Origin of the sequence: Nonomuraea sp. NPDC003804 (genome assembly GCF_040610675.1) — a bacterium.
Classification (GTDB): Bacteria; Actinomycetota; Actinomycetes; order Streptosporangiales; family Streptosporangiaceae; genus Nonomuraea.
Genome location: NZ_JBEXMT010000003.1, coordinates 297,095 through 319,428, shown reverse-complemented (window position 1 = coordinate 319,428; position 22,334 = coordinate 297,095). Strand labels below are relative to the sequence as shown.

General features: G+C 72.1%; 18 protein-coding genes. 9 read left to right on the top strand and 9 right to left on the bottom strand.

Annotated features, from left to right (window positions below; genetic code table 11):
* Nucleotides 1-5: 5 nt before the first annotated feature.
* The 3 genes from ABZX22_RS05765 to ABZX22_RS05755 are packed head-to-tail and all read right to left on the bottom strand — an operon-like array spanning nt 6 to nt 2,886.
* Complete coding sequence (locus tag ABZX22_RS05765) at nt 6-884, bottom strand: 1-phosphofructokinase family hexose kinase (protein ID WP_354906392.1); 879 nt, start codon at nt 882-884, stop codon at nt 6-8.
* The gene (gene nagA, locus ABZX22_RS05760) at nt 884-2,017 is read right to left on the bottom strand and encodes an N-acetylglucosamine-6-phosphate deacetylase (RefSeq protein ID WP_354906391.1); all 1,134 of its coding nucleotides are present in this window, start codon (nt 2,015-2,017) and stop codon (nt 884-886) included. Before nagA ends, ABZX22_RS05765 begins: the two co-directional genes overlap by 1 nt.
* A complete protein-coding gene (locus ABZX22_RS05755; protein ID WP_354906390.1) occupies nt 2,014-2,886 on the bottom strand; it encodes a sugar isomerase in 873 nt (290 codons plus the stop codon). Before ABZX22_RS05755 ends, nagA begins: the two co-directional genes overlap by 4 nt.
* A gap of 103 nt (nt 2,887-2,989) precedes the next feature.
* On the opposite strand from ABZX22_RS05755, the gene ABZX22_RS05750 reads away from it, so the two are divergent.
* Both ABZX22_RS05750 and ABZX22_RS05745 read left to right on the top strand, forming a co-directional pair.
* Nucleotides 2,990-3,760, top strand: coding sequence for a DeoR/GlpR family DNA-binding transcription regulator (locus ABZX22_RS05750; RefSeq protein WP_354906389.1), 771 nt, complete (start codon nt 2,990-2,992; stop codon nt 3,758-3,760).
* 65 nt (nt 3,761-3,825) lie between these two features.
* Nucleotides 3,826-5,562 carry a glycerol-3-phosphate dehydrogenase/oxidase gene (locus ABZX22_RS05745; protein ID WP_354906388.1) on the top strand — a complete coding sequence of 579 codons (1,737 nt, stop codon included), beginning with the start codon at nt 3,826-3,828 and terminating at the stop codon, nt 5,560-5,562.
* Between the two features lie 121 nt (nt 5,563-5,683).
* Here ABZX22_RS05745 and ABZX22_RS05740 read toward each other — a convergent pair whose 3' ends face one another.
* From ABZX22_RS05740 to ABZX22_RS05730, 3 genes are all read right to left on the bottom strand, one after another.
* Nucleotides 5,684-7,750, bottom strand: coding sequence for a beta-propeller domain-containing protein (locus ABZX22_RS05740; RefSeq protein WP_354906386.1), 2,067 nt, complete (start codon nt 7,748-7,750; stop codon nt 5,684-5,686).
* Between the two features lie 96 nt (nt 7,751-7,846).
* Entirely contained in the window at nt 7,847-10,003 is a 2,157-nt protein-coding gene (locus ABZX22_RS05735) for a protein kinase (protein WP_354906384.1), read from the bottom strand.
* Between the two features lie 66 nt (nt 10,004-10,069).
* Nucleotides 10,070-12,127: a serine/threonine-protein kinase gene (locus ABZX22_RS05730; protein WP_354906383.1), complete on the bottom strand. Its 2,058-nt coding sequence runs from the start codon at nt 12,125-12,127 to the stop codon at nt 10,070-10,072.
* 56 nt (nt 12,128-12,183) lie between these two features.
* Between ABZX22_RS05730 and ABZX22_RS05725 the strand changes: the two genes are divergently transcribed.
* From ABZX22_RS05725 to ABZX22_RS05710, 4 genes are read left to right on the top strand one after another with little or no spacing between them, the layout of a single operon-like run.
* Nucleotides 12,184-13,704 carry a succinic semialdehyde dehydrogenase gene (locus ABZX22_RS05725; RefSeq protein WP_354906382.1) on the top strand — a complete coding sequence of 507 codons (1,521 nt, stop codon included), beginning with the start codon at nt 12,184-12,186 and terminating at the stop codon, nt 13,702-13,704.
* Nucleotides 13,701-15,347 (top strand): GMC family oxidoreductase, encoded by a 1,647-nt coding sequence (locus ABZX22_RS05720; protein ID WP_354906380.1) that lies wholly within the window; start codon nt 13,701-13,703, stop codon nt 15,345-15,347. Before ABZX22_RS05725 ends, ABZX22_RS05720 begins: the two co-directional genes overlap by 4 nt.
* Nucleotides 15,344-16,198 (top strand): pyridoxal-phosphate dependent enzyme, encoded by an 855-nt coding sequence (locus ABZX22_RS05715; protein WP_354906378.1) that lies wholly within the window; start codon nt 15,344-15,346, stop codon nt 16,196-16,198. Before ABZX22_RS05720 ends, ABZX22_RS05715 begins: the two co-directional genes overlap by 4 nt.
* A 15-nt stretch (nt 16,199-16,213) precedes the next feature.
* On the top strand, nt 16,214-16,957 hold the full coding sequence (locus ABZX22_RS05710; RefSeq protein WP_354906377.1) for an MBL fold metallo-hydrolase: 744 nt from the start codon (nt 16,214-16,216) through the stop codon (nt 16,955-16,957).
* Here ABZX22_RS05710 and ABZX22_RS05705 read toward each other — a convergent pair.
* Both ABZX22_RS05705 and ABZX22_RS05700 read right to left on the bottom strand, forming a co-directional pair.
* Nucleotides 16,941-17,681, bottom strand: coding sequence for an N-acetyltransferase (locus ABZX22_RS05705; protein ID WP_354906375.1), 741 nt, complete (start codon nt 17,679-17,681; stop codon nt 16,941-16,943). The genes ABZX22_RS05710 and ABZX22_RS05705 overlap by 17 nt on opposite strands.
* 11 nt (nt 17,682-17,692) lie before the next feature.
* Nucleotides 17,693-18,004: an Lrp/AsnC ligand binding domain-containing protein gene (locus ABZX22_RS05700; RefSeq protein ID WP_354906374.1), complete on the bottom strand. Its 312-nt coding sequence runs from the start codon at nt 18,002-18,004 to the stop codon at nt 17,693-17,695.
* On the opposite strand from ABZX22_RS05700, the gene ABZX22_RS05695 reads away from it, so the two are divergent.
* Entirely contained in the window at nt 17,994-18,491 is a 498-nt protein-coding gene (locus ABZX22_RS05695) for a pyridoxal-dependent decarboxylase (RefSeq protein WP_354906373.1), read from the top strand. The two genes, ABZX22_RS05700 and ABZX22_RS05695, sit on opposite strands and share 11 nt — an antisense overlap.
* Here the strand turns inward: ABZX22_RS05695 and ABZX22_RS05690 are convergent.
* Entirely contained in the window at nt 18,484-19,716 is a 1,233-nt protein-coding gene (locus ABZX22_RS05690; RefSeq protein ID WP_354906371.1) for an MFS transporter, read from the bottom strand. The two genes, ABZX22_RS05695 and ABZX22_RS05690, sit on opposite strands and share 8 nt — an antisense overlap.
* Before the next feature lie 91 nt (nt 19,717-19,807).
* On the opposite strand from ABZX22_RS05690, the gene ABZX22_RS05685 reads away from it, so the two are divergent.
* Nucleotides 19,808-20,788: a LacI family DNA-binding transcriptional regulator gene (locus ABZX22_RS05685; protein WP_354906370.1), complete on the top strand. Its 981-nt coding sequence runs from the start codon at nt 19,808-19,810 to the stop codon at nt 20,786-20,788.
* Nucleotides 20,785-22,278, top strand: a complete 1,494-nt coding sequence (locus ABZX22_RS05680) for a DUF885 family protein (RefSeq protein WP_354906369.1) — start codon at nt 20,785-20,787, stop codon at nt 22,276-22,278. Before ABZX22_RS05685 ends, ABZX22_RS05680 begins: the two co-directional genes overlap by 4 nt.
* The last annotated feature ends 56 nt before the right edge of the window (nt 22,279-22,334 follow it).

Sequence of the window (22,334 nt, the reverse complement as noted above, 5' to 3'; positions counted from 1 at the left end):
TCCTTCTAAGAGATGACGATCTCGGGGTGGATGGCGTCGAACACGCCACGATCGAAGTCGCCCGCCACGGGCGCGGCGACGGCGGCGGCGCCGAGAGCGGCCGCCCTGCGCAGCAGGTCGGGCCACAGCAGCTGCTCCACCAGCCCCAGGGCCAGGCCCGCCACCAGCGCGTCGCCCGCCCCCGTCGGGTTGCCCTCCACCCGGTACGGCATGCGCGCGCGGAAGGTCCCCGCCGGCGTGATGGCGTGCAGCCCTTCCTCGCCCATGGACACGACGACCGCCCCCGCGCCTTCGGCCAAGACGGCCTCCGCCCCGCCGTCCGGGAAGGCCCTGGACAGCTCGTCCTTGTTGGGCTTGACGATCGAGGGCCGTCCCTTGGGCGCGTGGCGCAGCGGCTCGCCGTCGGCGTCGACGATCGTCGGCACGCCGGTCATGGCGGACAGCGTGGCGTAGAGGTCGGCTGGGACGCCGCGGGGCAGGCTGCCGGAGATCACGACGGCCTCGGCGTCCGCGGCCAGGCGCTCGAAGTCGGTCAGGAAGCGGTCGAGCTCGGCGCCGGTCACCTGCGGGCCCGGCTCGTTGAACAGCGCCGTGGTGCCCGAGTGGATCACCAGCGTGGTGCGGGAGTCGCCGGAGATCGGGGTGAGCGCGCAGGGCAGGCCCGCGGCGTCGAGGTCGGCGCGGATGGCCGTGCCCGTGGGGCCGCCGGCGAGGCCCGCCACCACGACCTCACGGCCGAAGGCGGCGAGCACCCGCGCGACGTTGACACCCTTGCCACCGGCACGCCTGTGCACCGAGGAGACCCGGTTCACCCCGTCCCAGTCGGCGTCGGGCACCCGGTAGGTGACGTCGAGGGCGGCGTTGAGCGTGACGGTGAGGATCATCAGGGCTCCGTGATCCAGCCGCCGCGCTTCATGACGCCGGCGACCTCGAGGGAATCGTTGAGAACGACCAGGTCGGCGATCTTGCCCGCGGTGATGGACCCCACCTGGTCGGCGATGCCGAGCACGCGGGCGGGGGTCAGCGAGGAGACCTCGACGGCCTCGGCGATGGACAGCCCGACCTGCTGGACGGCACGACGGAAGGCGACGTCCATGGTGAGGGTGCTGCCCGCGATGGAACCGCCCTCGGCCAGGCGGGCCACGCCGTCGCGGACGTCGACCTCCATGGAGCCGAGCACGTAGGTGCCGTCGCCCATGCCGGTGGCGGCCATCGCGTCGGTGATCAGCGCGGTGCGCTCGGGGCCGGCGACGGTGTAGGCGAGGCGGAGCATGGCGGAGTGGACGTGGACGCCGTCGTTGATCAGCTCGATGGTGACGCGCTCGTCCTCCAGGAGGGCGGCGATGGGCCCCGGCGCGCGGTGGCCGAGCGGGGGAAGCGCGTTGTAGAGGTGGGTGGCGACCGTGGCGCCCGCGTCGATGCCCGCGATGGTCTGGTCGTAGGTGGCGTCGCTGTGGCCGAGAGCGGCGATGACGCCTTCGCCGGCCGCCGCGCGGATGGTGTCGAGCGCCCCCGGCAGCTCGGCGGCGATGGTCAGCATGCGCACGTGGCCGCGGCCTGCCTTGACCAGCTCGCCGAACTCCCGCGGGTCGGGCTCGCGCAGCAGCTTGGGGTTGTGCGCGCCGCAGCGGGCCTTGGAGATGTAGGGGCCCTCGAAGTGGATGCCGGCCAGCAGGCCGTCGTCGCACAGGTCGGCCAGGGACGAGGTGGCGGCGGCGATGTCCGCCACCGACCCCGTCACCAGGCTGGCGACCATCGTGGTGGTGCCGTGACTCTCGTGGAGCGCGATGGCGTCGCGCGCCTTGTCCTGCTGACCAGTGGGGAAGGATCCGCCCGCGCCGCCATGGTTGTGGATGTCGACGAAGCCGGGCACGACCAGCCGCCCGGCCAGGCTGTGGCCCGCTCGGGGGGCGGATCCGTGACCGACATGCGTGATGCGGCCGTCTTCGATGGTCAGCCACCCGTCGTGGACTCCCTCGGGAGTCGCGATACGGGCGTCGGCGAGAGTAAGGCTCATGAAGAAAGAATCACAGATCGCGTGAGGTGCATCGGCTCGTCGGGGTCGAGCCCGCGGGCGAAGGCGCGCGCGACGGCGACCCGCTGGGCGCGGATCAGCTCGGCCATCGGGTCGAGCGCGGTCTCGAAGAACGTGCCGCCGGTGGCTTCGACCTGCTCGCGCAGCCCCTGAGGGGCGCTTCCGAGCATCCAGGTGACGCGGCCGGGGCCCGCGATGCTGATCGGGCCGTGGCGGTACTCCATCGCCGGGTACGCCTCGGTCCACGACCGGGACGCCTCGCGCATCTTCAGCGCCGCCTCCTGCGCCAGGCCGACGGACCAGCCGGTGCCGAGGAAGCTGAACTGCTCGGCCTCGACCAGCGCGGCGTCGAGCGGGGCGGAGACGGCCTCGCCCGCGTCGGCGATGGCCTGGGTGAGGTCCTCGCCGAGGCTGGCGCGCAGCAGCGCGAGCTGGGTGGTGGCGAAGCGGGTCTGCACGACGGACCGCTCGTCGGCGTAGTCGAGGACGATGACCTGGTCGGCCAGGTTCATGACCGGCGTGTCGGGGTCGGCGGTGATGGCCGTGGTCCTGGTGCCGACTTTGCCCAGCAGTTCGAGCACCTCGGTGGTGGTGCCGGAGCGCGTCAGCGCCAGCACCCGGTCGTAGGAACGGCCGAGCGGCGCCTCCGACGCGGCGAAGGCGTCGGTCTCGCCCAGGCCGGCCCGCTCGCGGAGCGTGGCGTAGGCCATCGCGATGAACCAGGAGGTGCCACAGCCGACGACGGCGACCCGCTCGCCCGGCTTGGGCAGGGCGTCGACCGGAATGTCCGCCACGGCACGCCGCCAGCAGTCGGGCTGAGACGCGATCTCGGCCTCGGTGTGGGTGGTCAAGGCTTCCTCCCGATTGTGATTGTTTCTGCTCTTTTTATAGCATAAAAGAGCACAACTGTGCAGTGCTGGTGGGCGGGTCATCGGATGTGCCAGGCTTGCCTCCATGAGCCGTTATGACCGATGGAACTCGATTCTCGAGCTGCTGGCGCAGGAGGGACGGCTCTCGGTCGAGGAGGCCGCCGAATCGCTCGACGTCTCCACCGCGACCATCCGCCGCGACTTCGACCAACTCGCCCAGCAGCAGATGCTCATGCGCACCCGCGGCGGCGCCGTCGCGCAGAGCGTCAGCTACGACCTGCCGCTGCGCTACAAGACCGCGCGCCACGCCGACGAGAAGCACCGCATCGCCGCGGCCGCCGCCGACCTGGTCGCGCCGGGCGCCGTGGTCGGCATGAACGGCGGCACCACGACCTCCGAGCTGGCCCGCACCCTGGCCACCCGCTCGACGCTCGAGACCGGGTTCACGATCGTCACCAACGCGCTCAACATCGCCGCCGAGCTCACCGTCCGCCAGCACGTGAAGATCGTGGTGACCGGCGGCGTTGCGCGGCAGCAGTCCTACGAGCTCATCGGACCATTGGCGAGCGGCGTGCTCGACCAGGTGACGCTGGACGTGGCCTTCCTCGGCGTCGACGCCCTCGACGTCGAGCTCGGCGCCTCCGCGCACCACGAGGGCGAGGCCTCGGTCAACAGCCTGCTCATCGGCAGGGCCGCCCAGGTCGTGGTCGTGGCCGACTCCTCCAAGCTGGGCAAGCGGGCCTTCGCCAGGATCTGCCCCGTCAACCAGATCGACACGCTGGTGACCGACGAGCGGCTGTCCGACGAGATGGCGAGCCGCTTCGCGGACGCGGGCGTGAAGGTGATCCGTGCGTGAACGTCGTGGCGTAGCCCGACGTACGTCAACGCTCGACCCGAACGAAAGCGGGTACGTTCGTTGTCATGACGGCCAACATCGGAGCCTCCAGGCTGGGTCCCGTCGAGAGGACGGCCGCGCTGGCCGCGATGGCGGAACGGGAGCTTGACGTAGTCGTCGTCGGCGGCGGCATCGTGGGCGCGGGAGTGGCGCTCGACGCGGCCACCCGCGGCCTGTCCGTCGGCCTCGTGGAGGCGCGCGACTTCGCCTCCGGCACCTCCTCCCGCTCCTCCAAGCTCATCCACGGCGGTCTGCGCTATCTGGAGCAGCTCAACTTCGACCTGGTCAGAGAGGCGCTGCAGGAGCGGGCCCTGCTGCTGCAGCGCATCGCGCCCCATCTGGTGCGGCCGGTGCCGTTCCTGTTCCCGATGACCCACTACGGATGGGAGCGTCCCTACGTCGGGGCGGGCGTGGCGCTCTACGACACCCTCGGTTTCGCCTCCGGCCTGACCCGCGGCATGCCCGGGCACCGCCACCTGTCCAGGAGCAGGGCGCTGCGGCTGGCGCCCGCGCTCAAGCGCAGTGCCTTCACCGGCGCCGTGCAGTACTGGGACGCCCAGGTCGACGACGCCCGCTACGTGATGACCACGCTGCGCACCGCGGCCGCCTACGGCGCGCACGTCGCCCAGCGGACGCAGGTGGTCGGTTTCCTGCGTGAAGGGGAGCGGGTCACCGGGGTGCGGGTGCTGGACCTGGAGAACTCCACCGAGTTCGAGATCAGGGCGCGCCAGGTGGTCAACGCCACCGGGGTCTGGACCGACGACATCCAGGAGCTGGTCGGCGGCAGGGGCCAGATCCACGTGCGCGCCTCCAAGGGCATCCACCTGGTGGTCCCGCGTGACCGGATCCACTCGATGACCGGCATCATCCTGCGCACGGAGAAGTCCGTGCTGTTCGTGATCCCGTGGGGACGGCACTGGATCATCGGCACCACCGACACCGAGTGGACTCTCGACCGGGCGCACCCCGCCGCCTCGCGGGTCGACATCGACTACTTGCTCGACCATGTCAACGGCGTGCTGTCGGTCCCGCTGACCAGGGACGACGTCGAGGGCGTCTACGCCGGGCTGCGCCCCCTGCTGTCGGGGGAGTCGGAGGAGACCTCCAAGCTGTCCAGGGAGCACGTGGTCGCCCACCCGGTGCCGGGCCTGGTGATGATCGCGGGCGGCAAGTACACCACCTACCGGGTGATGGCCAAGGACGCGGTCGACGCGGTCGCGCACGGCCTCGACCAGCGCGTCCCCCCCTCCTGCACCGACCGTGTCCCGCTGGTGGGCGCCGAGGGCTACCAGGCGCTGTGGAACTCCCGTCACCGGCTCGCGCGCGACTCGGGCCTGCACGTGGCCCGCATCGAGCACCTGCTGCAGCGGTACGGCACGCTCGTCGACGAAGTGCTGGAGCTGATCGAGCAGGACCGCTCGCTGGCCAGGCCGCTCAACGGGGCCGACGACCACCTGCGCGCCGAGGTCGTCTACGCCGCCACCCACGAGGGCGCCAGGCACCTCAACGACGTGCTGACCAGGCGCACCCACATCTCGATCGAGACCTTCCACCGGGGGCTCGCGGTGGCGCAGGAAGCGGCCGAGCTCATGGCCGGGCCCCTGGAGTGGGACGACGACCACGTGAAGCGAGAGGTCGAGTACTACTGCAAGCGGGTGGAGGCCGAGCGGCTCTCCCAGGAGCAGGACACCGACCAGGAGGCGGACGCCATCCGTCTCGGCGCGCCCGAGATCGTGCCGGTCGCCCAGCCGACCCCCCGCTGAGGGCCTGGCCGCACGGCGGCCGCGAACGGCACGCGCCTGAGGCGGCCCCCGCCGGTCCGGTCATGAGGATCCCCGGCCCGCCGCCCCCGTGCAGCGGCGGGACCGGGGATGGGGCCGCGGGTCAGGCGAGCGGGATCCAGGCCTGCTCGTCCAGCGAGTTCAGGTCGTTGACCTTGATCCCCGACGGCGACACCGTCCACAGCGAGTCGCCGATCACCATCGAGCGCTGGATGTTCGGCTCGTAGGTGTAGTCGCCCTCCTTCACCCGCGGGTGCTTGATCGTCCCGACCGACGTCACCGCGGTGTCGGTGATCTTCAGGACCAGCGCCCCCGAGTCCGACTGCCCGTTCCGGTAGCTGGACATGGGGATGACCGCTGTGCCGCTCTTCGGCCAGTACAGGAAGGCGTGCGGGTCCCACTCGGCCTCGGAGCCCGACTCCTTCTGGAACAGCTGCGACAACCGCCGCGGCGCGGCCGGATCGCTGACGTCGAACAGCGAGACCTGGGTGCCGAGCGTCCGGCCCTTCTCGCTGGCCTCCTGGCCGAGCCCGATGAGGCGGCCGTCGCCGGCCGGGTGCAGGTACGCGGAGTAGCCGGTGATCTTGAGCTCGCCCGTCACCCTGGGCGCGGCGGGGTCGCGCAGGTCGAGCGTGTAGAGCGGGTCGACCTGGCGGAAGGTCACCACGTACCCGACCGGGCCGATGAAGCGGACCGAGTAGATGCGCTCGTTCCTGCCCAGGCCGCCGACCTCGCCGACCTTGGCCAGGGTGTCGGCGCGCAGCACGTAGACGCTGCTGGAGCTGGTCTTCTGGTCGGCCGTCGTGGTGGCGACGCGCAGGTTGCCCTCGTACTCCGACATGGCGTACTGGTTGAGCAGCCTGCCGGGCACCTTGCCGGAGGCGAGGTAGGCCGGCGCCCCCGGCTTGCTGATGTCGAAGCGGTGGACCTCGGTCTCCTCCGGCGGGACGGCCGGGCTGGGGACCGGCGCGGCGGTCGTCGCGGGAGACGGCCCGTCGATGGGGGCCAGGCCCGCGCCCGAGGAACTCGTGGACGTGTCGGGCGACGCCGGAGGGGGGGAGGCGCTGACCGAGGGCGCGACCGGCTCCGAGGAGCTCGTGGAGGAGCTCGGCGTGGGCACGTCCTCCACCGGGCGCGGGTCGACCGGGACAGGGAACCACCAGCGCGGGTTGCTGGTGACGTACAGGCTCGTCCCCGTCCCGTAGACGGTGTCGCCGTCGGCGGCCACGGCGATCGGGTTGGCCGCCGCGGCCGTCAGGTCCTGCGCCAGATCGATGGAGTGCACCGTCAGCAGCGAGGTCCCCGTGTACTCGTCGGGGTGGCTGACCTTCTCGCACGCCACCGACTCCTCGCGCGCGTTGCCGGCCGCGTCGGTGATCGTGAACTTCGGCAGCCAGGCCGAGATCGGCGCCTGCCGTACGACGGCCTGGTTGACCCTGATGCGCTCGGCCTCAGGCACGCTGTCGCGGGGCTGGGGGAAGGTGATGTCGGGCTGGCTGCGCACGACCAGCCGTACCGTGGAGCCCACCAGCCGGGCGTCGACGTGCATGCCGCGCGGCTCGAAGGTGCCGAGCAGCTTGGGCTGCTCGGCCGCGAGGTCCACCAGCACGTACTGCGGGCCGCCGGTCGGGGCGAAGGCGCGCTTGGCGACGGCGCCGAACGGGATGCCGCCGCCGTTGAACAGCACGAGCGCCCGGTCGCCCGACACGAGCAGGTCGCCGGCCACCCAGTTCTCCTTGGCCAGCTCCAGCGTGCCGGTGACCTTCCTGGTCGAGGCGTCGATGACGCGGAGCTTGCCGTGGCTGACGGTGATGACCCGCTTGCCGTCGGTCTTGACCAGGTCGGGCTCGTCGACGCCCTGCTCGTGCACGTTCGTGGTGGAGTGGTCGGCGGCCTGGCCCTGACCCGTCGACTGGGGGACGGCCTTGCTCGCGACGTCGGCGCGCTCCATGTACATGATGGGCGGCCCGCCGAGACCCCAGGAGGAGACGTTCTTGGCGGTGTTCTCGCGCAGCCCGGACAGCATGTCGTCGCAGCTGCTGTAGGAGACCAGCTTCACGTCGCTCAGGTCGAGCGGCGCCGCCGCGCGCGGGGCGACGGACGAGGAGCAGGCGGCGGTCGCCGTCGCGAGGGCGGCGGCGGTGAGTGCCGTCCGGATCAGCGTCTTCATGACCACCTACACGGGCGCGCCCGCCGAACGGTTCACGAGGCCGAGATCACGAGATCGCCGGGTTCGCGGGGTCGCCCGGTTCGCGAGATGCCGGGTTCACGAGATTCTGGTGAAGGTGGGGCTGTAGCCGGCGCCGTCGGGGATGTCGAGCAGCGTGCGGACCTCCTTGCCGGCGAAGTCGACGACCTGGATGCGGTCCTTGGTGGCGTTGTCGAGCTCCCAGCAGTAGAGGTGGGTCTCGTCGTACCAGCCGAGGAGCTTGTCGCAGGGGGTGGAGACCTTGCGCAGCCGCTCTCCCGACCTGCTGTCCCACACGCACAGCTCGCCCGAGTCGGCGTCGGGGCAGCGGGTGGCGAACGACCGGCCGGAGGGGGAGAAGATGTCCTGCGTGCCCGCGGGCAGCTCGCCGATGTCGGTGGCGTCGCGCAGCCGGTTGCCTGCGGCGTCGAAGAAGCGCAGGTCGGAGCCGTGGACGGCGACCACGCCCGAGGTCTCGCCGTCCCAGCCGAAGGAGCTCTTGCCGGTGATCCTGACCACCTTCGCCTTCTCCGTGGCCACGTCGACGATGGCGAAGCCCAGGTAGAGCCAGTCGTCGCCCTTGGACTGCTCGATGTTGAGCAGGATCTTCGAGCCGTCGTTCGACCAGGCGCGGATGCTGCTGATCAGCGGCTCCTTGACGGTCTTGACGGAGGTCTTGCTGCCGGTCGTCCGGTCGGTGATCTCGACGGAGTCGTAGCGGTCGGAGGTGTAGTTCTTGCTGCGTGCGGCGATGTAGCGGCCGTCGGGGGAGAGCAGGGTCTCCCAGTTGCCGCCGTAGCGGCGGAAGGGGCCGGTCAGCGCTCCTCTGGCGTAGTTGACCCACTCCTTGGAGTTCTTGTTGTAGATCTCGTAGGAGGTGAGCTTGATCGGGTCGTCGGGGTGCTCGTAGGCCAGGGCCTGCGTGCCGAGCAGCCGCTGCTTGGCCAGCCCCTGCGTCGGCACGGCCGTACGGGAAGGGGCGGCCGACGGGGTGTTCGTGCGCCGCTGCGCGTCGGCCGAGGGCGACGGCGAGGACTCGGCGCGGCCGGAGAGTTTTCCCCAGGGCACCGCGACGACCGCCACCACGACGAGCAGCGCGACGGCTCCCGCCACGAGGCCGGCCACCAGCCCGGCCCTGCTCTTCTTCGGCGGCGGGTAGGCCTCCTGCGGATAGGTGGGCTGTGCCCACGCGTTCGGCGCCCACTGTCCCTGCGGCGGCGGGCCGGAGGGGACGTGCGAGGGCGGGCCCGAGGGACCGTGCGGGTGCGCGGCGGGATGGGGGACGGGTTGAGGGGCGGCGTGCGGGGCACTGTGGGGGGCACTGTGGGGGGAGCCGTGCGGGGCACTGTGGGGGGCGGCGTGGGCGGGCACGGCCTGCGGCGCGCCGGCCATGGAGGCGGCCGCCGCAGCCTCCCGCAGCATGCCGCCGGGCGCCACGGGGTGCTGGAGCAGCCGCATGATGACCTGTTCGGCGGTGGGCCGCTGGGCCGGGTCCTTGGACAGGCAGGCGTGCACCACCCCGCGCAGCGGCTCGTCGAGGCCGGACACCTCGGGCGGCGCGTTGAGAACCCTGTTGATCACCGCGGGCATGGTGTCGCTGCCGAAGGGCGCCCGGCCGGAGGCGGCGTAGGCGATCGTGCTGGCCCAGGTGAACATGTCGGCCGCGGGCCCCACCTGGTGGCCGAGGAGCTGCTCGGGCGCCATGAACGACGGTGTCCCGACGGGGGCCGAGCTGATGGTGGAGGTGGCGTTCAGCGCCCTGGCGATGCCGAAGTCGATCACACGCGGGCCGTCGGGGGCGATGATGACGTTGGCGGGCTTGAAGTCGCGGTGCACGATGCCCGCCTGGTGGATGGCGGCCAGCGCGGTGGCGGTGCCGATCGCGAGGCGGTGCAGGGCCGGGCCCGAGCGCGGGCCCTGCTCCTGGACGACGCGTTGCAGGGACGGGCCCTCGACGTACTCGCTGACGATGTACGGCCTGCCGTCCGCGGCGCCGGTGGACAGCACCTGGGCCGTGCAGAACGGCGCGACCTGCTGGGCGACCTGGACCTCGCGCAGGAACCGCTCGGCGCTGACGGTGTCGCCCGGACGCAGCCACTTGATCGCGACACGCGCGCCCGTGGGGTCGGCGGCGAGGTAGACGACGCCCTGGCCGCCCTCGCCGAGCCTGCCGAGGAGGGTGTAGTCACCGAGTCTGGCCGGATCGCCAGATCTGAGCTGATCGTAGGGCGGCATACCCGGAATTCTCGCGTGTCGCCATAACGGTTGAGCCACCGAACATTCTTCCGCCCCGGAAACCCCTCAGGTGGTCCTGGTGAAGGTGGGGCTGATGTCCTCGCCGTCCGGGACGTCGAGCAGGGTGCGGATCTCCGCGCCGGCGAAGTCGACGACCTCCACGCGGTCCTTGGCGGCGTTGTCGTTCTCCCAGCAGTACAGGTGGGTCTCGTCGTACCAGCCGAGCAGCTTGTCGCAGAAGGTGGTGACGTTGCGCAGCCGGGCTCCCGACTCGCTGTCCCACAGGCACAGTTCGCCGTCGTCGCCCTCGGGGCACTTCGTGGCGAACGACCGGCCCGAGGGGGAGAAGAGGTCCTGCGTGTCGACGGGAAGCGTGCCGATGTTGACGGCGTCGTGCAGCCGGTTGCCTGCGGCGTCGAAGAAGCGCAGGTCGGGGCCGTAGACGCGGACCACGCCGGCGGTCTGGCCGTCCCATCCGAACCCGGCGTCGTTCTCGCCCGCCATCCTGACCACGTTCGCCTTCCGCGCCGGTACGTCGACGATGACGAAGCCCATGTTGCGCGTGCTCTCGCCCTTGGGATGCTCGATGTTGAGCAGGATCTTCGAGCCGTCGTTCGACCAGGCGTGGATGGGGCTGATCAGCGGGCTCTTGACGGTCTTGATGGAAGCGATCTTGCTGCGGGTCCTCGTGTCGGTGATCTCGACGGAGTCGTAGTCGTCGGAGGTGTAGTTCTTGCCGCGTCCGGCGATGTAGCGGCCGTCGGGGGAGAGCGCGGTCTCCCAGTAGCCGCCGTAGCGGCGGAACGGGCCCGTCAGCGCGTCCCTGGCGTAGTTCGTCCAGTCCTTGGTGGGTTTGTCGTAGGCGCTGTAGGCCGTGAGCGTGATCGGATCGCCGGGGCGCTCGTAGATGGCGGCCTGCGTGCCGGGCAACGGCCGCGCCACCTGACCCCGCGGGGTCGCGGCCGGCCGGGACGGCGGGGCCGTCGCGTTCGTCGGTACGGCCGGCGAGGCCGAGGGCGTCTCCCGGCCCAGGAACCGTCCCCACGGCACGGCGACGGCCACCACGACGAGGAGCAGCGCGGTGATCCCCGCCGCGAGCCCGGCGGCCAGCCGTCTCCCGGGCTTGCCGGACCGCGCTGGGGCCCGCGGCTGGGCGGGCGGCGCCCCGCCCTCCGCGTGTCCCGGCGGCGGTGCGGTGGGACCGCGCGTCACTGGACCGCCGGCCCCGCCGCTCCAGTGACGCGGGGCGCCGTGGCCGGGAGAGAGGCGGGTGGAGCCCACCATGGAGGCGGCGGCGGCCTCGCGCAGCATGCCGCCAGGGGCCACGGGGTGCTGCAGCAGCCGCATGATGACCTGTTCGGCGGTGGGCCGCAGGGTCGGGTCCTTGGACAGGCAGGCGTGCACGACCCCGGACAGCGGCTCGTCGAGGTTCGAGACGTCGGGTCGCCCGTGGAGGATCCTGTTGATGACCGCCGGCATGGTGTCGCTGCCGAAGGGCGCCCTGCCGGAGGCGGCGTAGGCGATGGTGCTGGCCCAGGCGAACAGGTCGGCGGCGGCGCCGACGGGGTGGCCGAGGAACTGTTCGGGCGCCATGAACGACGGTGTTCCCACCGGCGTGGAGCTGATCGTGGCCGTGGTGTCGAGCGCCCTGGCGATGCCGAAGTCGATCACGCGGGGGCCGTCGGGGGCGATGATGACGTTGGCCGGCTTGAAGTCGCGGTGGACGATGCCCGCCTGGTGGATGGCGGCCAGCGCGGTGGCGGTGCCGATCGCGAGGCGGTACAGCGCCGGCCCGGCGCGTGGCCCCTGATCCCGGACGACGTGCTGCAGGGTGGGGCCCTCGACGTACTCGCTGACGATGTACGGCCGGTCGTGCTCGGCGCCGGTGGCCAGCACCTGGGCCGTGCAGAACGGCGCGACCTGCTGGGCGACCTGGACCTCGCGCAGGAACCGCTCGGCGGCGACGGCGTCGCCGAAACGCAGCCACTTGATCGCGACGCGCGCGCCGGCGCGGTCGGTGGCGAGGTAGACGACACCCTGGCCGCCCTCGCCGAGCCGGCCGGCGATCGTGTAGCCACCGAGACTGATCGGGTCTCCTGACCTGCGCGGATCGTAGGACCGCATATCTGAGATTGTCGCGCGCCGCCATAACGGTTGAGCGACCGAATATTCTTCCAGGTATGCCGCAAAGCCTCAGCCACGTGGTCTCCAGCGGAAGGACGCAGGAGATCATCGTCCCGTTCACCGGCGAACCACTGGCCGCGATGCCGATCTCCACCTCCGACGACGTCCGCGCGGCCTACGAACGGGCACGCGCCGCGCAGGAGGCGTGGGCCGCCCGGCCCGCGGCCGACCGCGCCAAGCCGTTCCTGCGGTTGCACGACGCGATCCTCGACCGCCGCGCCGAGATCCTCGACATCATCCAGCAGGAGACGGGCAAGGCCCGCAGGCACGCCCTCGAGGAGGTGCTCGACGTCGCGGGCTGCGCGCTCTACTACGCCCGCCGGGCCCCTGGACTGCTCGCGCCGAAGGCGCGCAAGGGCGTCTTCCCCGTGGCCACCCGCGTGATGGAGCTGCGCCATCCCAAGGGTGTGGTCGCGCTGATCTCGCCGTGGAACTATCCGCTGACGCTCGGCGCGGGCGACGTGGTGCCCGCGCTGCTGGCCGGCAACGCGGTCGTGCACAAACCCGACACGCAGACCTCCCAGTCGACGCTGTGGACCATCGACCTGCTGACCGAGCTCGGCATGCCGCGCGACATCTGGCAGGTCGTGCTGGGCGATCCCGCCGACATCGGCGACGCGCTCATGGACGGCGCCGACTACGTCGCCTTCACCGGCTCGACCCGCGCCGGACGCAGGATCGCCGAGGAGGCGGCCAAGCGGCTCGTCGGCTGCTCGCTCGAACTCGGCGGCAAGAACCCGATGATCGTGCTGGACGACGCCGACCTCGACGTCGCCGCCCAGGGGGCGATCCGCGCCTGCTTCACCAACGCCGGCCAGCTGTGCATCTCGATCGAGCGCCTCTACGTGCACGAGAAGGTCTTCGACGCCTTCGCCGACCGCCTGGTGCGCCAGGTCGAGGGCATGAAGCTCGGCGCCGGCCTCGACTGGTCGGTCCAGATGGGCTCGCTGACCTTCCAGCGGCAGCTCGACGGCGTGATAGCGCACGTCACCGACGCGGTGGACAAGGGCGCCAAGGTGCTGACGGGCGGCCGGGCCCGCCCCGACCTCGGACCGCTGTTCTACGAGCCGACCGTGCTGACCGGCGTCACCGAGGAGATGGCGCTCTGCCGCGACGAGACCTTCGGCCCCGTCGTCAGCCTCTACCCCTACTCCACAGAGGAAGAGGTCCTGGCGCTGGCCAACGACACGATCTACGGCCTCAACGCCTCCATCTGGACCGGTGACCCGGCCCGCGGGCGGGCGCTGGCCGCGCGGGTGAAGGCGGGCACGGTCAACATCAACGAGGGGTACGGCTCGGCCTACGCCTCCTACGACGCGCCGATGGGCGGCATGAAGGCCTCGGGCCTCGGCCGCAGGCACGGCGTCGAGGGCCTGCTGAAGTTCACCGAGGTGCAGAACGTGGCCAGCCAGGCGTCGTGGCTGGGCTTCGACCCGCCCGCGGGCATGCCGTACGACAAGTACGCCGCCCTGCTGGCGGGCCTGCTCAAGACGATGAAGAAACTGCGGCTGAAGTGAGCTTCGACGTCATCGTGATCGGCTCGGGCTTCGGCGGCAGCGTCGCCGCGCTGCGCCTGACCGAGAAGGGCTACAAGGTCGGCGTCCTGGAGGCGGGCCGCAGGTTCGACGAGTCGACGCTGCCGGCGACCTCGTGGCGGGCGCGCGACTTCCTCTGGGCGCCCTGGCTCGGGCTCAAGGGCATCCAGCGCATCCACGTGCTCGGCGGCGCGAAGGGCACCCGCGTCATGGTGCTGGCGGGCGCGGGGGTGGGCGGCGGCTCGCTCGTCTACGCCAACACCCTCTACGAGCCGCTCGACCCGTTCTTCCGCGACCCGCAGTGGGCGGCGATCACCGACTGGAAGGCGGAGCTCGCCCCCTACTACGACCAGGCCAGACGCATGCTCGGCGTGGTGGTCAACCCGACGCTCACCCGCGCCGACGAGGTCATGAGGAAGGTCGCGGAGAAGATGGGCGTCGAGGAGAGCTTCCGCCTGGCGCCCGTCGGCGTGTACTTCGGGCCCTCGGGAGTGGATCCGTACTTCGGCGGCGCGGGCCCGGCCCGCCAGGGGTGCGTCGAGTGCGGCGAGTGCATGACCGGCTGCCACCACGGCGCCAAGAACATGCTGACCAAGAACTACCTCTACCTGGCCGAGCGGGCGGGCGCGAAGGTCTATCCCGAGTGCACGGCGGTCTCGGTCCGGCCCGACGGCGACGGCTACCTGGTCACCGCGCACCGGACCGGCGCGCCGTGGCAGCGCCGTACCTTCCGGGCCCGGCAGGTGGTCTTCGCGGCGGGCGCCTACGGTACGCAGCGGCTGCTGCACCGGCTCAGGGCCACCACGCTGCCGCGGCTGTCGCCCAGGCTGGGCGCGCTGACCCGCACCAACTCCGAGGCGCTGCTCGGCTTCGAACGGCTGTCCGGCGACGGCGAGAAGCTCAACCGCGGTGTGGCGATCACCTCCTCGATCCACCCCGACGCCGAGACCCACATCGAGCCGGTCCGCTACGGCGACGGCTCCAACGCGATGGGCCTGCTGCGCACCCTCCTCGTCGACGGCGACGGCTCCCGGTGGCGCGGCTTCGTGCGCCAGGTCGCCGCCGACCCGCTGACCGCGCTGCGCCTGCTGAACCTGCGCCGCTGGTCGGAGCGGACCATCATCGCGCTGGTCATGCAGGCCAACCACAACGCCATCACCACCCGCAGGTCGCTGTTCGGCCTGCGCAGCCAGGGCGGCCGCAACCCGACCTGGATCCCGGCCGGCCACGAGGCGGTACGGCACGCGGCCGAGGAGATCGGCGGCGTGCCAGGAGGGACGTGGCTCGACCTGTTCGACACCCCGGCGACCGCGCACTTCCTCGGCGGCTGCGCCATCGGCGAGTCCCGGGAGAGCGGGGTCATCGACCCCTACCACCGGGTCCACGGCTACGAGGGTCTGCACGTCGTGGACGGCTCGGCCATCTCGGCCAACCTCGGCGTCAACCCCTCGCTCACCATCACCGCGCAGGCCGAGCGCGCCATGGCGTTCTGGCCGAACGCGGGCGAGGCCGATCCGCGCCCGGCGACGGGCTCGGCCTACCGGAAGCTCGCGCCGGTGGCGCCCGCGCGGCCCGCCGTACCGGAGGCGGCGCCGGGGGCGCTGCGCCTGACGGTCGTGTCGTGAGCTGGAGGGAGTGGGCGCTCGCGCTGCTGGACGAGCCGGACGGGCCGACCCCGCTCATCGAGTTCCCGACCGGCGGGCCCGTCAGGGTGCTGCTGAAGGACGAGTCGGCGCATCCGACCGGGACCATGCGCCACCGGCACGCCAGGGCGCTGTTCCGCAGGGCGATCCGCGAGGGGCTCGTGACCGAGGGCATGACCGTGGTCGAGGCGACGGGCGGCAACGCGGCCGTCGCCCAGGCCTGGTTCGCCCGGCGGCTCGGCCTGCCGTACATCGTGGTGATGCCGGGCCGGCGCACGGAGGAGCGGGCGCGCCGGGTGGAGGAGCTGGGCGGGGAGTGCCGGTTCGTCACGCCGCCACTGGCGATCTACGACGCGGCGCGCGCCGTCGAGGGGCACTTCCTCGACCAGTTCGGGCGGGCGACCGAGCACGACCTGGCCGACGAGCTGCTCGCGCAGGTGACACCCGACTGGGTGGTGGTCGGCGCGAACACCGGCGCCACCTCGGCGACGCTCGGCCGCAGGACGCGCGTGGCCGTGGCCGATCCGGAGAACTCCGCCTACTTCCCCGGATGGACGCTCGACGCCGCCGACTACGCCACGGGCATGCCGTCGCGGGTCGAGGGCATCGGCCGGCCGCGGGTGGAGCCGGGGTTCAAGGGCGACCTGGTCGACAGAGTGATCCCGGTCCCGGACCAGACGAGCAGGGCGACGGCGGCACGCATCCGCGAGGTGACCGGCATCGCGGCCGGTGACGCGTCGGGTGCCGCCCTGGCCGCCGGGCTCATGCTCGCCGAGCGCATGAGCGGTGGCCTGATCGTGACCGTGCTGGGCGGAATAGCCGCCGGGCGCTGAGTGTCGAAGCACACCATGGAGATTCGTTACGCGGGCGGTCCGACGGCCGTCATCGAGCTCGGCGGTGTGCGGCTGGTCGTCGATCCGACGTTCGACCCGCCGGGTGACTACCCGATCGGCCAGCGGGTGCTCACCAAGACGGCGGGGCCGGCCTTCGGGCCCGAGCCGGCCGACCTGGTCCTGCTCTCGCACGACCAGCATCCCGACAACCTCGACACGGCGGGCCGCGCCTACCTGGAGACCGTGCCCCTGGTGCTGTCCACCGGGCAGGCGGCCGGACGGCTCGGCGGCGCCGTCAGGGCCCTGCCGAACTGGGAGAGCGTCGAGGTGGGCGCGCTGCGCGTCACCGGCGTGCCCGCCCAGCACGGCCCTGACGGCAGCGAGGACGTGGTCGGCGAGGTCACCGGTTTCGTGCTGTCGGGCGACGGCCTGCCCACCGTCTACGTCAGCGGTGACAACGCCTCGCTCGACGTGGTCAGGCGGATCAGGGAGCGGGTCGGCGCGGTCGACGTGGCCGTGCTGTTCGCGGGCGGCGCCCAGACGCCGCTCCTGGGCGACGCCTACCTGACCCTGCCGAGCGACGGCGCCGCCGAGGCCGCGGCCATCCTCGAGGCGCGCCACGTCGTGCCCCTGCACTTCGAGCACTGGCGGCACTTCTCCCAGGGGCCCGACACCCTGGTGGCGGCCTTCGAGCGGGCCGGCCTGTCCGACCGGCTGCACCTGCTGAAGCCCGGCGAGCAGGTCACAGTGGGTGGCTGACCCAGACGTTCGGCTCGACGTAGACGGCGTGGTCCTGGTCGAGGTCGCAGTGGACGGGCACCAGCCCCTTCGGCACCTCGACCGGGCCGGTACGGTCGAACGGCAGCCCCGTCCACGCGCGCCACTCGGCGAGCGTGCCGGGCACCACCATCGACCGGGACGCGACCTTCATGATCTTCGCTCCCGCCCGTACGTGCACCCGCAGCCACGCGTCGTACGGCAGGCCGTCCTCACGCGTGCGGAAGGCGTAGTCGGCCATCGGCGTGCGCGGCTCGAGATGCTTCTGGTTCGGTCGTACCGGCGCCAGCAGCTCGCCGAACCCCATCCTGGCCGCGTTGGCCCGCATGGCGCCGAGCATCTGCCCCGACAGGCCGCCGCCCTGGAGGTCCTCCCTGATGGTGATCTCGAGTGCCGAGATCGCGTTCGGCCGGTCGCCCCTCCTGCGGGTGGCCGCCCCCCAGCGCACGACCGCGTCCCACCCGTCGTCGGGCAGGTCGCCGTCCGGCCGCTGGAAGGGCACCGAGCACGCCCGGGCGACGATGGTGTCGGGGGCGTCCGGGTGGACGGCGACCAGCACGTAGTCGGCGAACTCGGTCTCGGCGACCGTGTAGTACAACCCCGCGATGGGGTCGTTGAGCATGAACGTGGGCCAGGGGTTCGGCATGTCCCATAAGGCGTCCGCGAGATCCGGTCGCTCGGCCAGCGTGGTGATCTGCAGGGTCATGGCCGACATCCTCACACAGCGGGCCGCTGCACGGGCTGGTCGTACGTCCTGAAGATCAACGTGGTCTGGAGGTGCACGATCTCGGGGCGCACCAGGTACTTGTCCAGCACCAGCCGGTGCAGGCTCTCCGCGTCGGCCACCGCCACGTGCACGAGGAAGTCGTCGGGCCCGGCGACGGCGTAGAAGGCGATCGTCTCCGGCAGCCCCAGGATGAACACGCGCAGCGGATCGACCAGCTGGCTGGTGTGCGGGCGCACCTTCAACGCGAGGAAGGCCTGCAGCGGCCGGCCCAGCGCCGAGGTGTCGATCAAGATGCTGCGCACGTCGGGGCTGTCGGCGGCGGTCCTGGTGCGGCGGGAGGCCGATCTCGACGCGGCCTTCCAGCAGCAGGCCAGCTACCTGTTCTACGGCGATCAGGGCTTCGACCTCATCAGCAGGACCGTGGAGTGCACCAAGGCCGCGCTGGGCCTCAAGGTCTTCCTCAACCTGGCGTGGCGGGGGGAGCGGGGGCTCGGCGACTACGTGGCCAGGCAGTACGACACCGCGCACAGGTTCTGGGAGCTGGCGCGGCGGCGGCCCGGCTTCGTCCTGCCGTACGAGCCGGAGAGCAACATCGTCTGCTTCAGGTACGGCGACGGCGACCAGGCGGCGATCCGCGAGCGGTTGATGGCCGACGGCGCCTTCCACCTGACCTCGACCGAGCTGGACGGCGTGCGCCACCTGCGCGTCACCGTCATGGCGCCCGCGACGGACGAACAGCACCTGGAGGCGCTGCTCGACGCCGTCGCGGGCGGCCGGATCACTACCTGACCCCCTTGACAGGCAGGACGGCGACCGCTCCGACGAGCGAGATGACGATGGCCGCCAGCCAGAGCGAGGGGTAGCCGCCCAGGTTCGCGATGATCGTCGCCGCCAGGAACGGGGCGATCATCTGCGGTCCTGCGTTGGCGATGTTGAGGATGCCCATGTCGCGGGCGGCGTCCTTCTTGCTGGGCAGGACGAGCGTGACGATGGCGATGTCGACCGCGCTGTACGCGCCGAACGCGGCCCCCTGCACGGCGGAGAACACCAGCATCGACGTCCAGGTCGGCCACAGCAGGGGCAGCAGCATGGACAGCGCCGCCGCGACGCCCGAGACCGTCACGAACAGCTTGCGGCGGTCGAGCCGGTCCGACAGCGGCCCGCAGACCACGGTGGCGAGGATGCCGGTCAGCGTGGAGACGATCGTGATGGTGGCGACGGCCTGCGGCGCCTGGTCCTTGGGGATGCCGATGTTGTCCTGGAGGATGAAGAGGGTGAACATCAGCGGCATGAAGTAGCCGAGGATCATCATCGCGCGGCCCAGGAAGACCCACAGGAAGTCGCGGTGCCGCAGGGCGGAGACGAAGTCGGCGAGCGACGGCCTCGGGGTGGTGACCACCTCGTACTCGCCGGGCCGAGGGTCGTGCGTGAGTGTCACGATGAGCAGCGCGCCGAGGACGACGGCCGAGCCGAACACGAGGTAGCCGAGCGAGATGTCGCCGACGAAGAAGACCGCGACCTGCGTGCCGGCGATGGTGCCGATCGACAGGGCGACGCCGAGGACGGCGGAGGCGGTGCCGCGGCGCTCCTCCGGCACCCTGTCGGGGACGATCGCGGTGATCGCGGCCTGGTAGATGTTCATCATGGCCTGGGCCAGCGACCAGCCGAGCAGGATCATCGGGATGGTCGAGACCTGGCTCATCAGGAGCATGGTGGCCAGGGCGGCGAGCGCGCCGCCGATGATCCACGGGTTGCGCCTGCCCCAGCGGGAGCGGGTGGTCCTGTCGGACAGCGTGCCGCCGATCGGGTTGAAGACCGTGGCGAAGATCGCGCTGACGCCCGCGACGAGGCCGACGTTGGCGACCTTGTCGGCGGGGTCGATCTCGGCGATCTGGACCTGCACGAGCAGGCCTCCGACGCCCATGTAGAGCGCGTACATGACGGCGTTGCCCGCGCCGAGGACGCTGAGCAGCTTCGGCAGGCCGTCCCGCCGGACGCCAGTGGTGGGGACCATGGCGACTCCTGACTTGTGGGGGGTGGTTATACGTATAAGCATTGGATAGCATCGAGTGACGACTTCTGACAAGAGGAATGTTCTGAACGTGATGAGCGGCAACAGGCCCGCCACCAGCATGGACGTGGCCAGGGCGGCGGGCGTCTCCCAGGCCACCGTCTCGTACGTGCTCAACGATCGGCCCGGCAGCCGGATCAGCGAGGAGACCAGGGCCCGCGTGCGCGACGCGGCCGAGCGGCTGGGGTACGTCCCGCACGCCGGCGCCCGCACCCTGCGCACCGGCAGCAGCGGCCTGGTGCTGGTCGCGCTCCCGGACATCCCCCAGGGTCCGCTGGCCACCGGCCTCATCGAGGGGCTCGACAAGGAGCTGGGCGGACGCGGCTACACGATGGTCCAGTACGGCGGCGCGCGCCACGTGAAAGGCGTCGCCGCCGCGAAGGCGTGGGCCGAGCTGCGGCCCGCCGCCGTGCTGGCCGACGGGGCCAGGCTGACCGGCGCGGGCATCGAGGTGCTGCGCGCGGCGGGGGTCAAGGCGGTCGTCGGGATGGGGTTGAAGGCGGTGCCCGGCATCCCCTCCGTGCTCGCCGACCACGAGGGCGTGGGCGCGCTCGCCGTACGGCATCTGGTGGACAGGGGCCGCGACGGGATCGTGGCGATCGTGCCGCGCGAGGAGGGCATCAGGCCCATGGGCCTCGAACGGCTGCGCGGCGCGCGGTCGGTCGGAGTCCCCGTCAAGGCCGTCGACCTGGCCTTCGACGAGGGCGAGGCGGCCGCGTTCGTGGCCGGCCTGTCGGGCGGCGAGGGCGTGTTCGCCTACAACGACGACTACGCGATGCTGCTGCTGGCCGCGCTCCACGACGCGGGCCTCGGCGTGCCGGGCGACGTGGCGGTGGTGGGCTGCGACGACCTGCCGCTCTCGCGGCTGACCAGGCCCAGGCTGACCACCGTGCGGCCCGACCTGTCGGCGGCGCCTGCCACCATTGCCACGGTGATCGACCGGCTGGTCCGTGGCGAGAGCTGCGGCGACGTCGGCATCTGGACACTCGAGCTCATCGGAAGGGACTCCACATGACCGACCTCGACGCGCGGCTGCGCGCCGTCCTCGACCTGGCGCAGGCCGACGCCCGGGAGACGGGCGGCCGGCACGAGTACGACGGCAGCGTCCAGGACCTGTCGCCCGAGGGCGTGCGGGCCGGGCTGGCGCGGGTCGGCGTGGGCCCCGCGCCGGCCGACGCCTACGACGCCGCCCACCTGGAGGTGTTCGAGGAGGCGGCGCGGGTCACCTTCGGCGAGCTCGAGCTCCACCGCCGCAACCCGCTGTTCCACCTGTCCAACCTCGACGTGGCCTGCTACGACCGCGACTACGCCCCCGAGCAGGAGCGGGCCGCCGCCAAGGCCGCGCACCTGAGCCGGTGGCCCGAGGCGACCGACCACGCCGTCGCCTCCCTCGACCGGGTGCCGGCGCCGGTCGCCACCGCGCTGCTCGGCGCGGTCAAGGGGCTGGCGGCGGGCGTCACCGACGAGGCGGCGCTGAAGGCGCACGCCAGGCTGGTGGCGCACGTCGAGCGGGCCGCCGCCGAGGGCGAGCCCGACGCCGCGCTCGGCGGGCAGGCGCTGGCCCGGTTGATGGGCGGCGGTGAGGGCCTGCCCGTCGACCTCGGCAGGCTCGCCGAGCGCGCCGACGCCGAGCGCGACCGGCTGATGGCCCGGCTCGCCGACGCGTGCGCCAGGCTCGGCGAGCCGGGCAGGCCGCCGCTGGAGGTGGCGCGCGAGCTGGTCAAGCAGCACCCCGACGCCGACGGCGTGATCGAGGCGGCCAGGGTCGGCACCGAGAAGGCCATCGCGTTCACCCGCGAGAAGGACCTCGTCCCCTACCACGACGGCGAGTGCCTGGTCGGGCTCGCGCCCGAGTCGCGCCGCTGGGCGATGGCCATGATGGCGTGGAACGCGCCGGGCGAGCCCGAAGGCCCCTCCTGGTACCACATCACCCCGCCCGACGCCTCCTGGCCGCGCGAGGAGCAGGAGGAGTGGCTCGAGGTCTTCAGCGACACGACGCTGCCGGCGATCAACGTGCACGAGGTGGCGCCGGGCCACTTCTCCCACGGCCGTGCCCTGCGGCACGTGAGCTCCGACATCCGGCGCCACCTGCTGTCGATGTCGTTCGCCGAGGGCTGGGCCCACTACGGCGAGGAGCTGTGCGTGGAGGAGGGCTTCGAGGCCCACGACCCGCGCTTCGAGATCGGCGTCTGGCTGGAGGCGCTGATCCGCGTCACCCGGCTGGCCTGCGCGATCGGCGTCCACACCGGGCAGATGACGGTCGAGGACGGCGCGCGCCGCTTCGAGTCCGACACCCAGCTCGCCGGGCCCGCCGCGCTGTCGGAGGCGCGCAGGGCCACCTTCGACCCCACCTACGGCCGCTACACCTGGGGCAATCTGCTCATCCAGGACCTGAGGGACCGGGCGCGCGCCGACTGGGGTGCGGAGTTCACGCTGCAGCGCTTCCACAAGGCGATGCTCGACCTGGGCTCGCCGCCGCTCGGCCTGCTCGACCGGGCGCTCTGAACCGACCGGCACTCCGGGCGGGCGTGGGTAACGCTTACCGCGCCCCCTGGTGTCCT

Excerpts from the sequence above, each read along its gene's own strand:
- ABZX22_RS05765 (WP_354906392.1), bottom strand. The coding sequence starts at position 884 with ATGATCCTCACCGTCACGCTCAACGCCGCCCTCGACGTCACCTACCGG.
- nagA (WP_354906391.1), bottom strand. The coding sequence starts at position 2,017 with ATGAGCCTTACTCTCGCCGACGCCCGTATCGCGACTCCCGAGGGAGTC.
- ABZX22_RS05750 (WP_354906389.1), top strand. The coding sequence starts at position 2,990 with ATGAGCCGTTATGACCGATGGAACTCGATTCTCGAGCTGCTGGCGCAG.
- ABZX22_RS05745 (WP_354906388.1), top strand. The coding sequence starts at position 3,826 with ATGACGGCCAACATCGGAGCCTCCAGGCTGGGTCCCGTCGAGAGGACG.
- ABZX22_RS05740 (WP_354906386.1), bottom strand. The coding sequence starts at position 7,750 with ATGAAGACGCTGATCCGGACGGCACTCACCGCCGCCGCCCTCGCGACG.
- ABZX22_RS05735 (WP_354906384.1), bottom strand. The coding sequence starts at position 10,003 with ATGCCGCCCTACGATCAGCTCAGATCTGGCGATCCGGCCAGACTCGGT.
- ABZX22_RS05730 (WP_354906383.1), bottom strand. The coding sequence starts at position 12,127 with ATGCGGTCCTACGATCCGCGCAGGTCAGGAGACCCGATCAGTCTCGGT.
- ABZX22_RS05725 (WP_354906382.1), top strand. The coding sequence starts at position 12,184 with ATGCCGCAAAGCCTCAGCCACGTGGTCTCCAGCGGAAGGACGCAGGAG.
- ABZX22_RS05710 (WP_354906377.1), top strand. The coding sequence starts at position 16,214 with ATGGAGATTCGTTACGCGGGCGGTCCGACGGCCGTCATCGAGCTCGGC.
- ABZX22_RS05705 (WP_354906375.1), bottom strand. The coding sequence starts at position 17,681 with ATGACCCTGCAGATCACCACGCTGGCCGAGCGACCGGATCTCGCGGAC.
- ABZX22_RS05695 (WP_354906373.1), top strand. The coding sequence starts at position 17,994 with ATGCTGCGCACGTCGGGGCTGTCGGCGGCGGTCCTGGTGCGGCGGGAG.
- ABZX22_RS05690 (WP_354906371.1), bottom strand. The coding sequence starts at position 19,716 with ATGGTCCCCACCACTGGCGTCCGGCGGGACGGCCTGCCGAAGCTGCTC.
- ABZX22_RS05685 (WP_354906370.1), top strand. The coding sequence starts at position 19,808 with ATGAGCGGCAACAGGCCCGCCACCAGCATGGACGTGGCCAGGGCGGCG.
- ABZX22_RS05680 (WP_354906369.1), top strand. The coding sequence starts at position 20,785 with ATGACCGACCTCGACGCGCGGCTGCGCGCCGTCCTCGACCTGGCGCAG.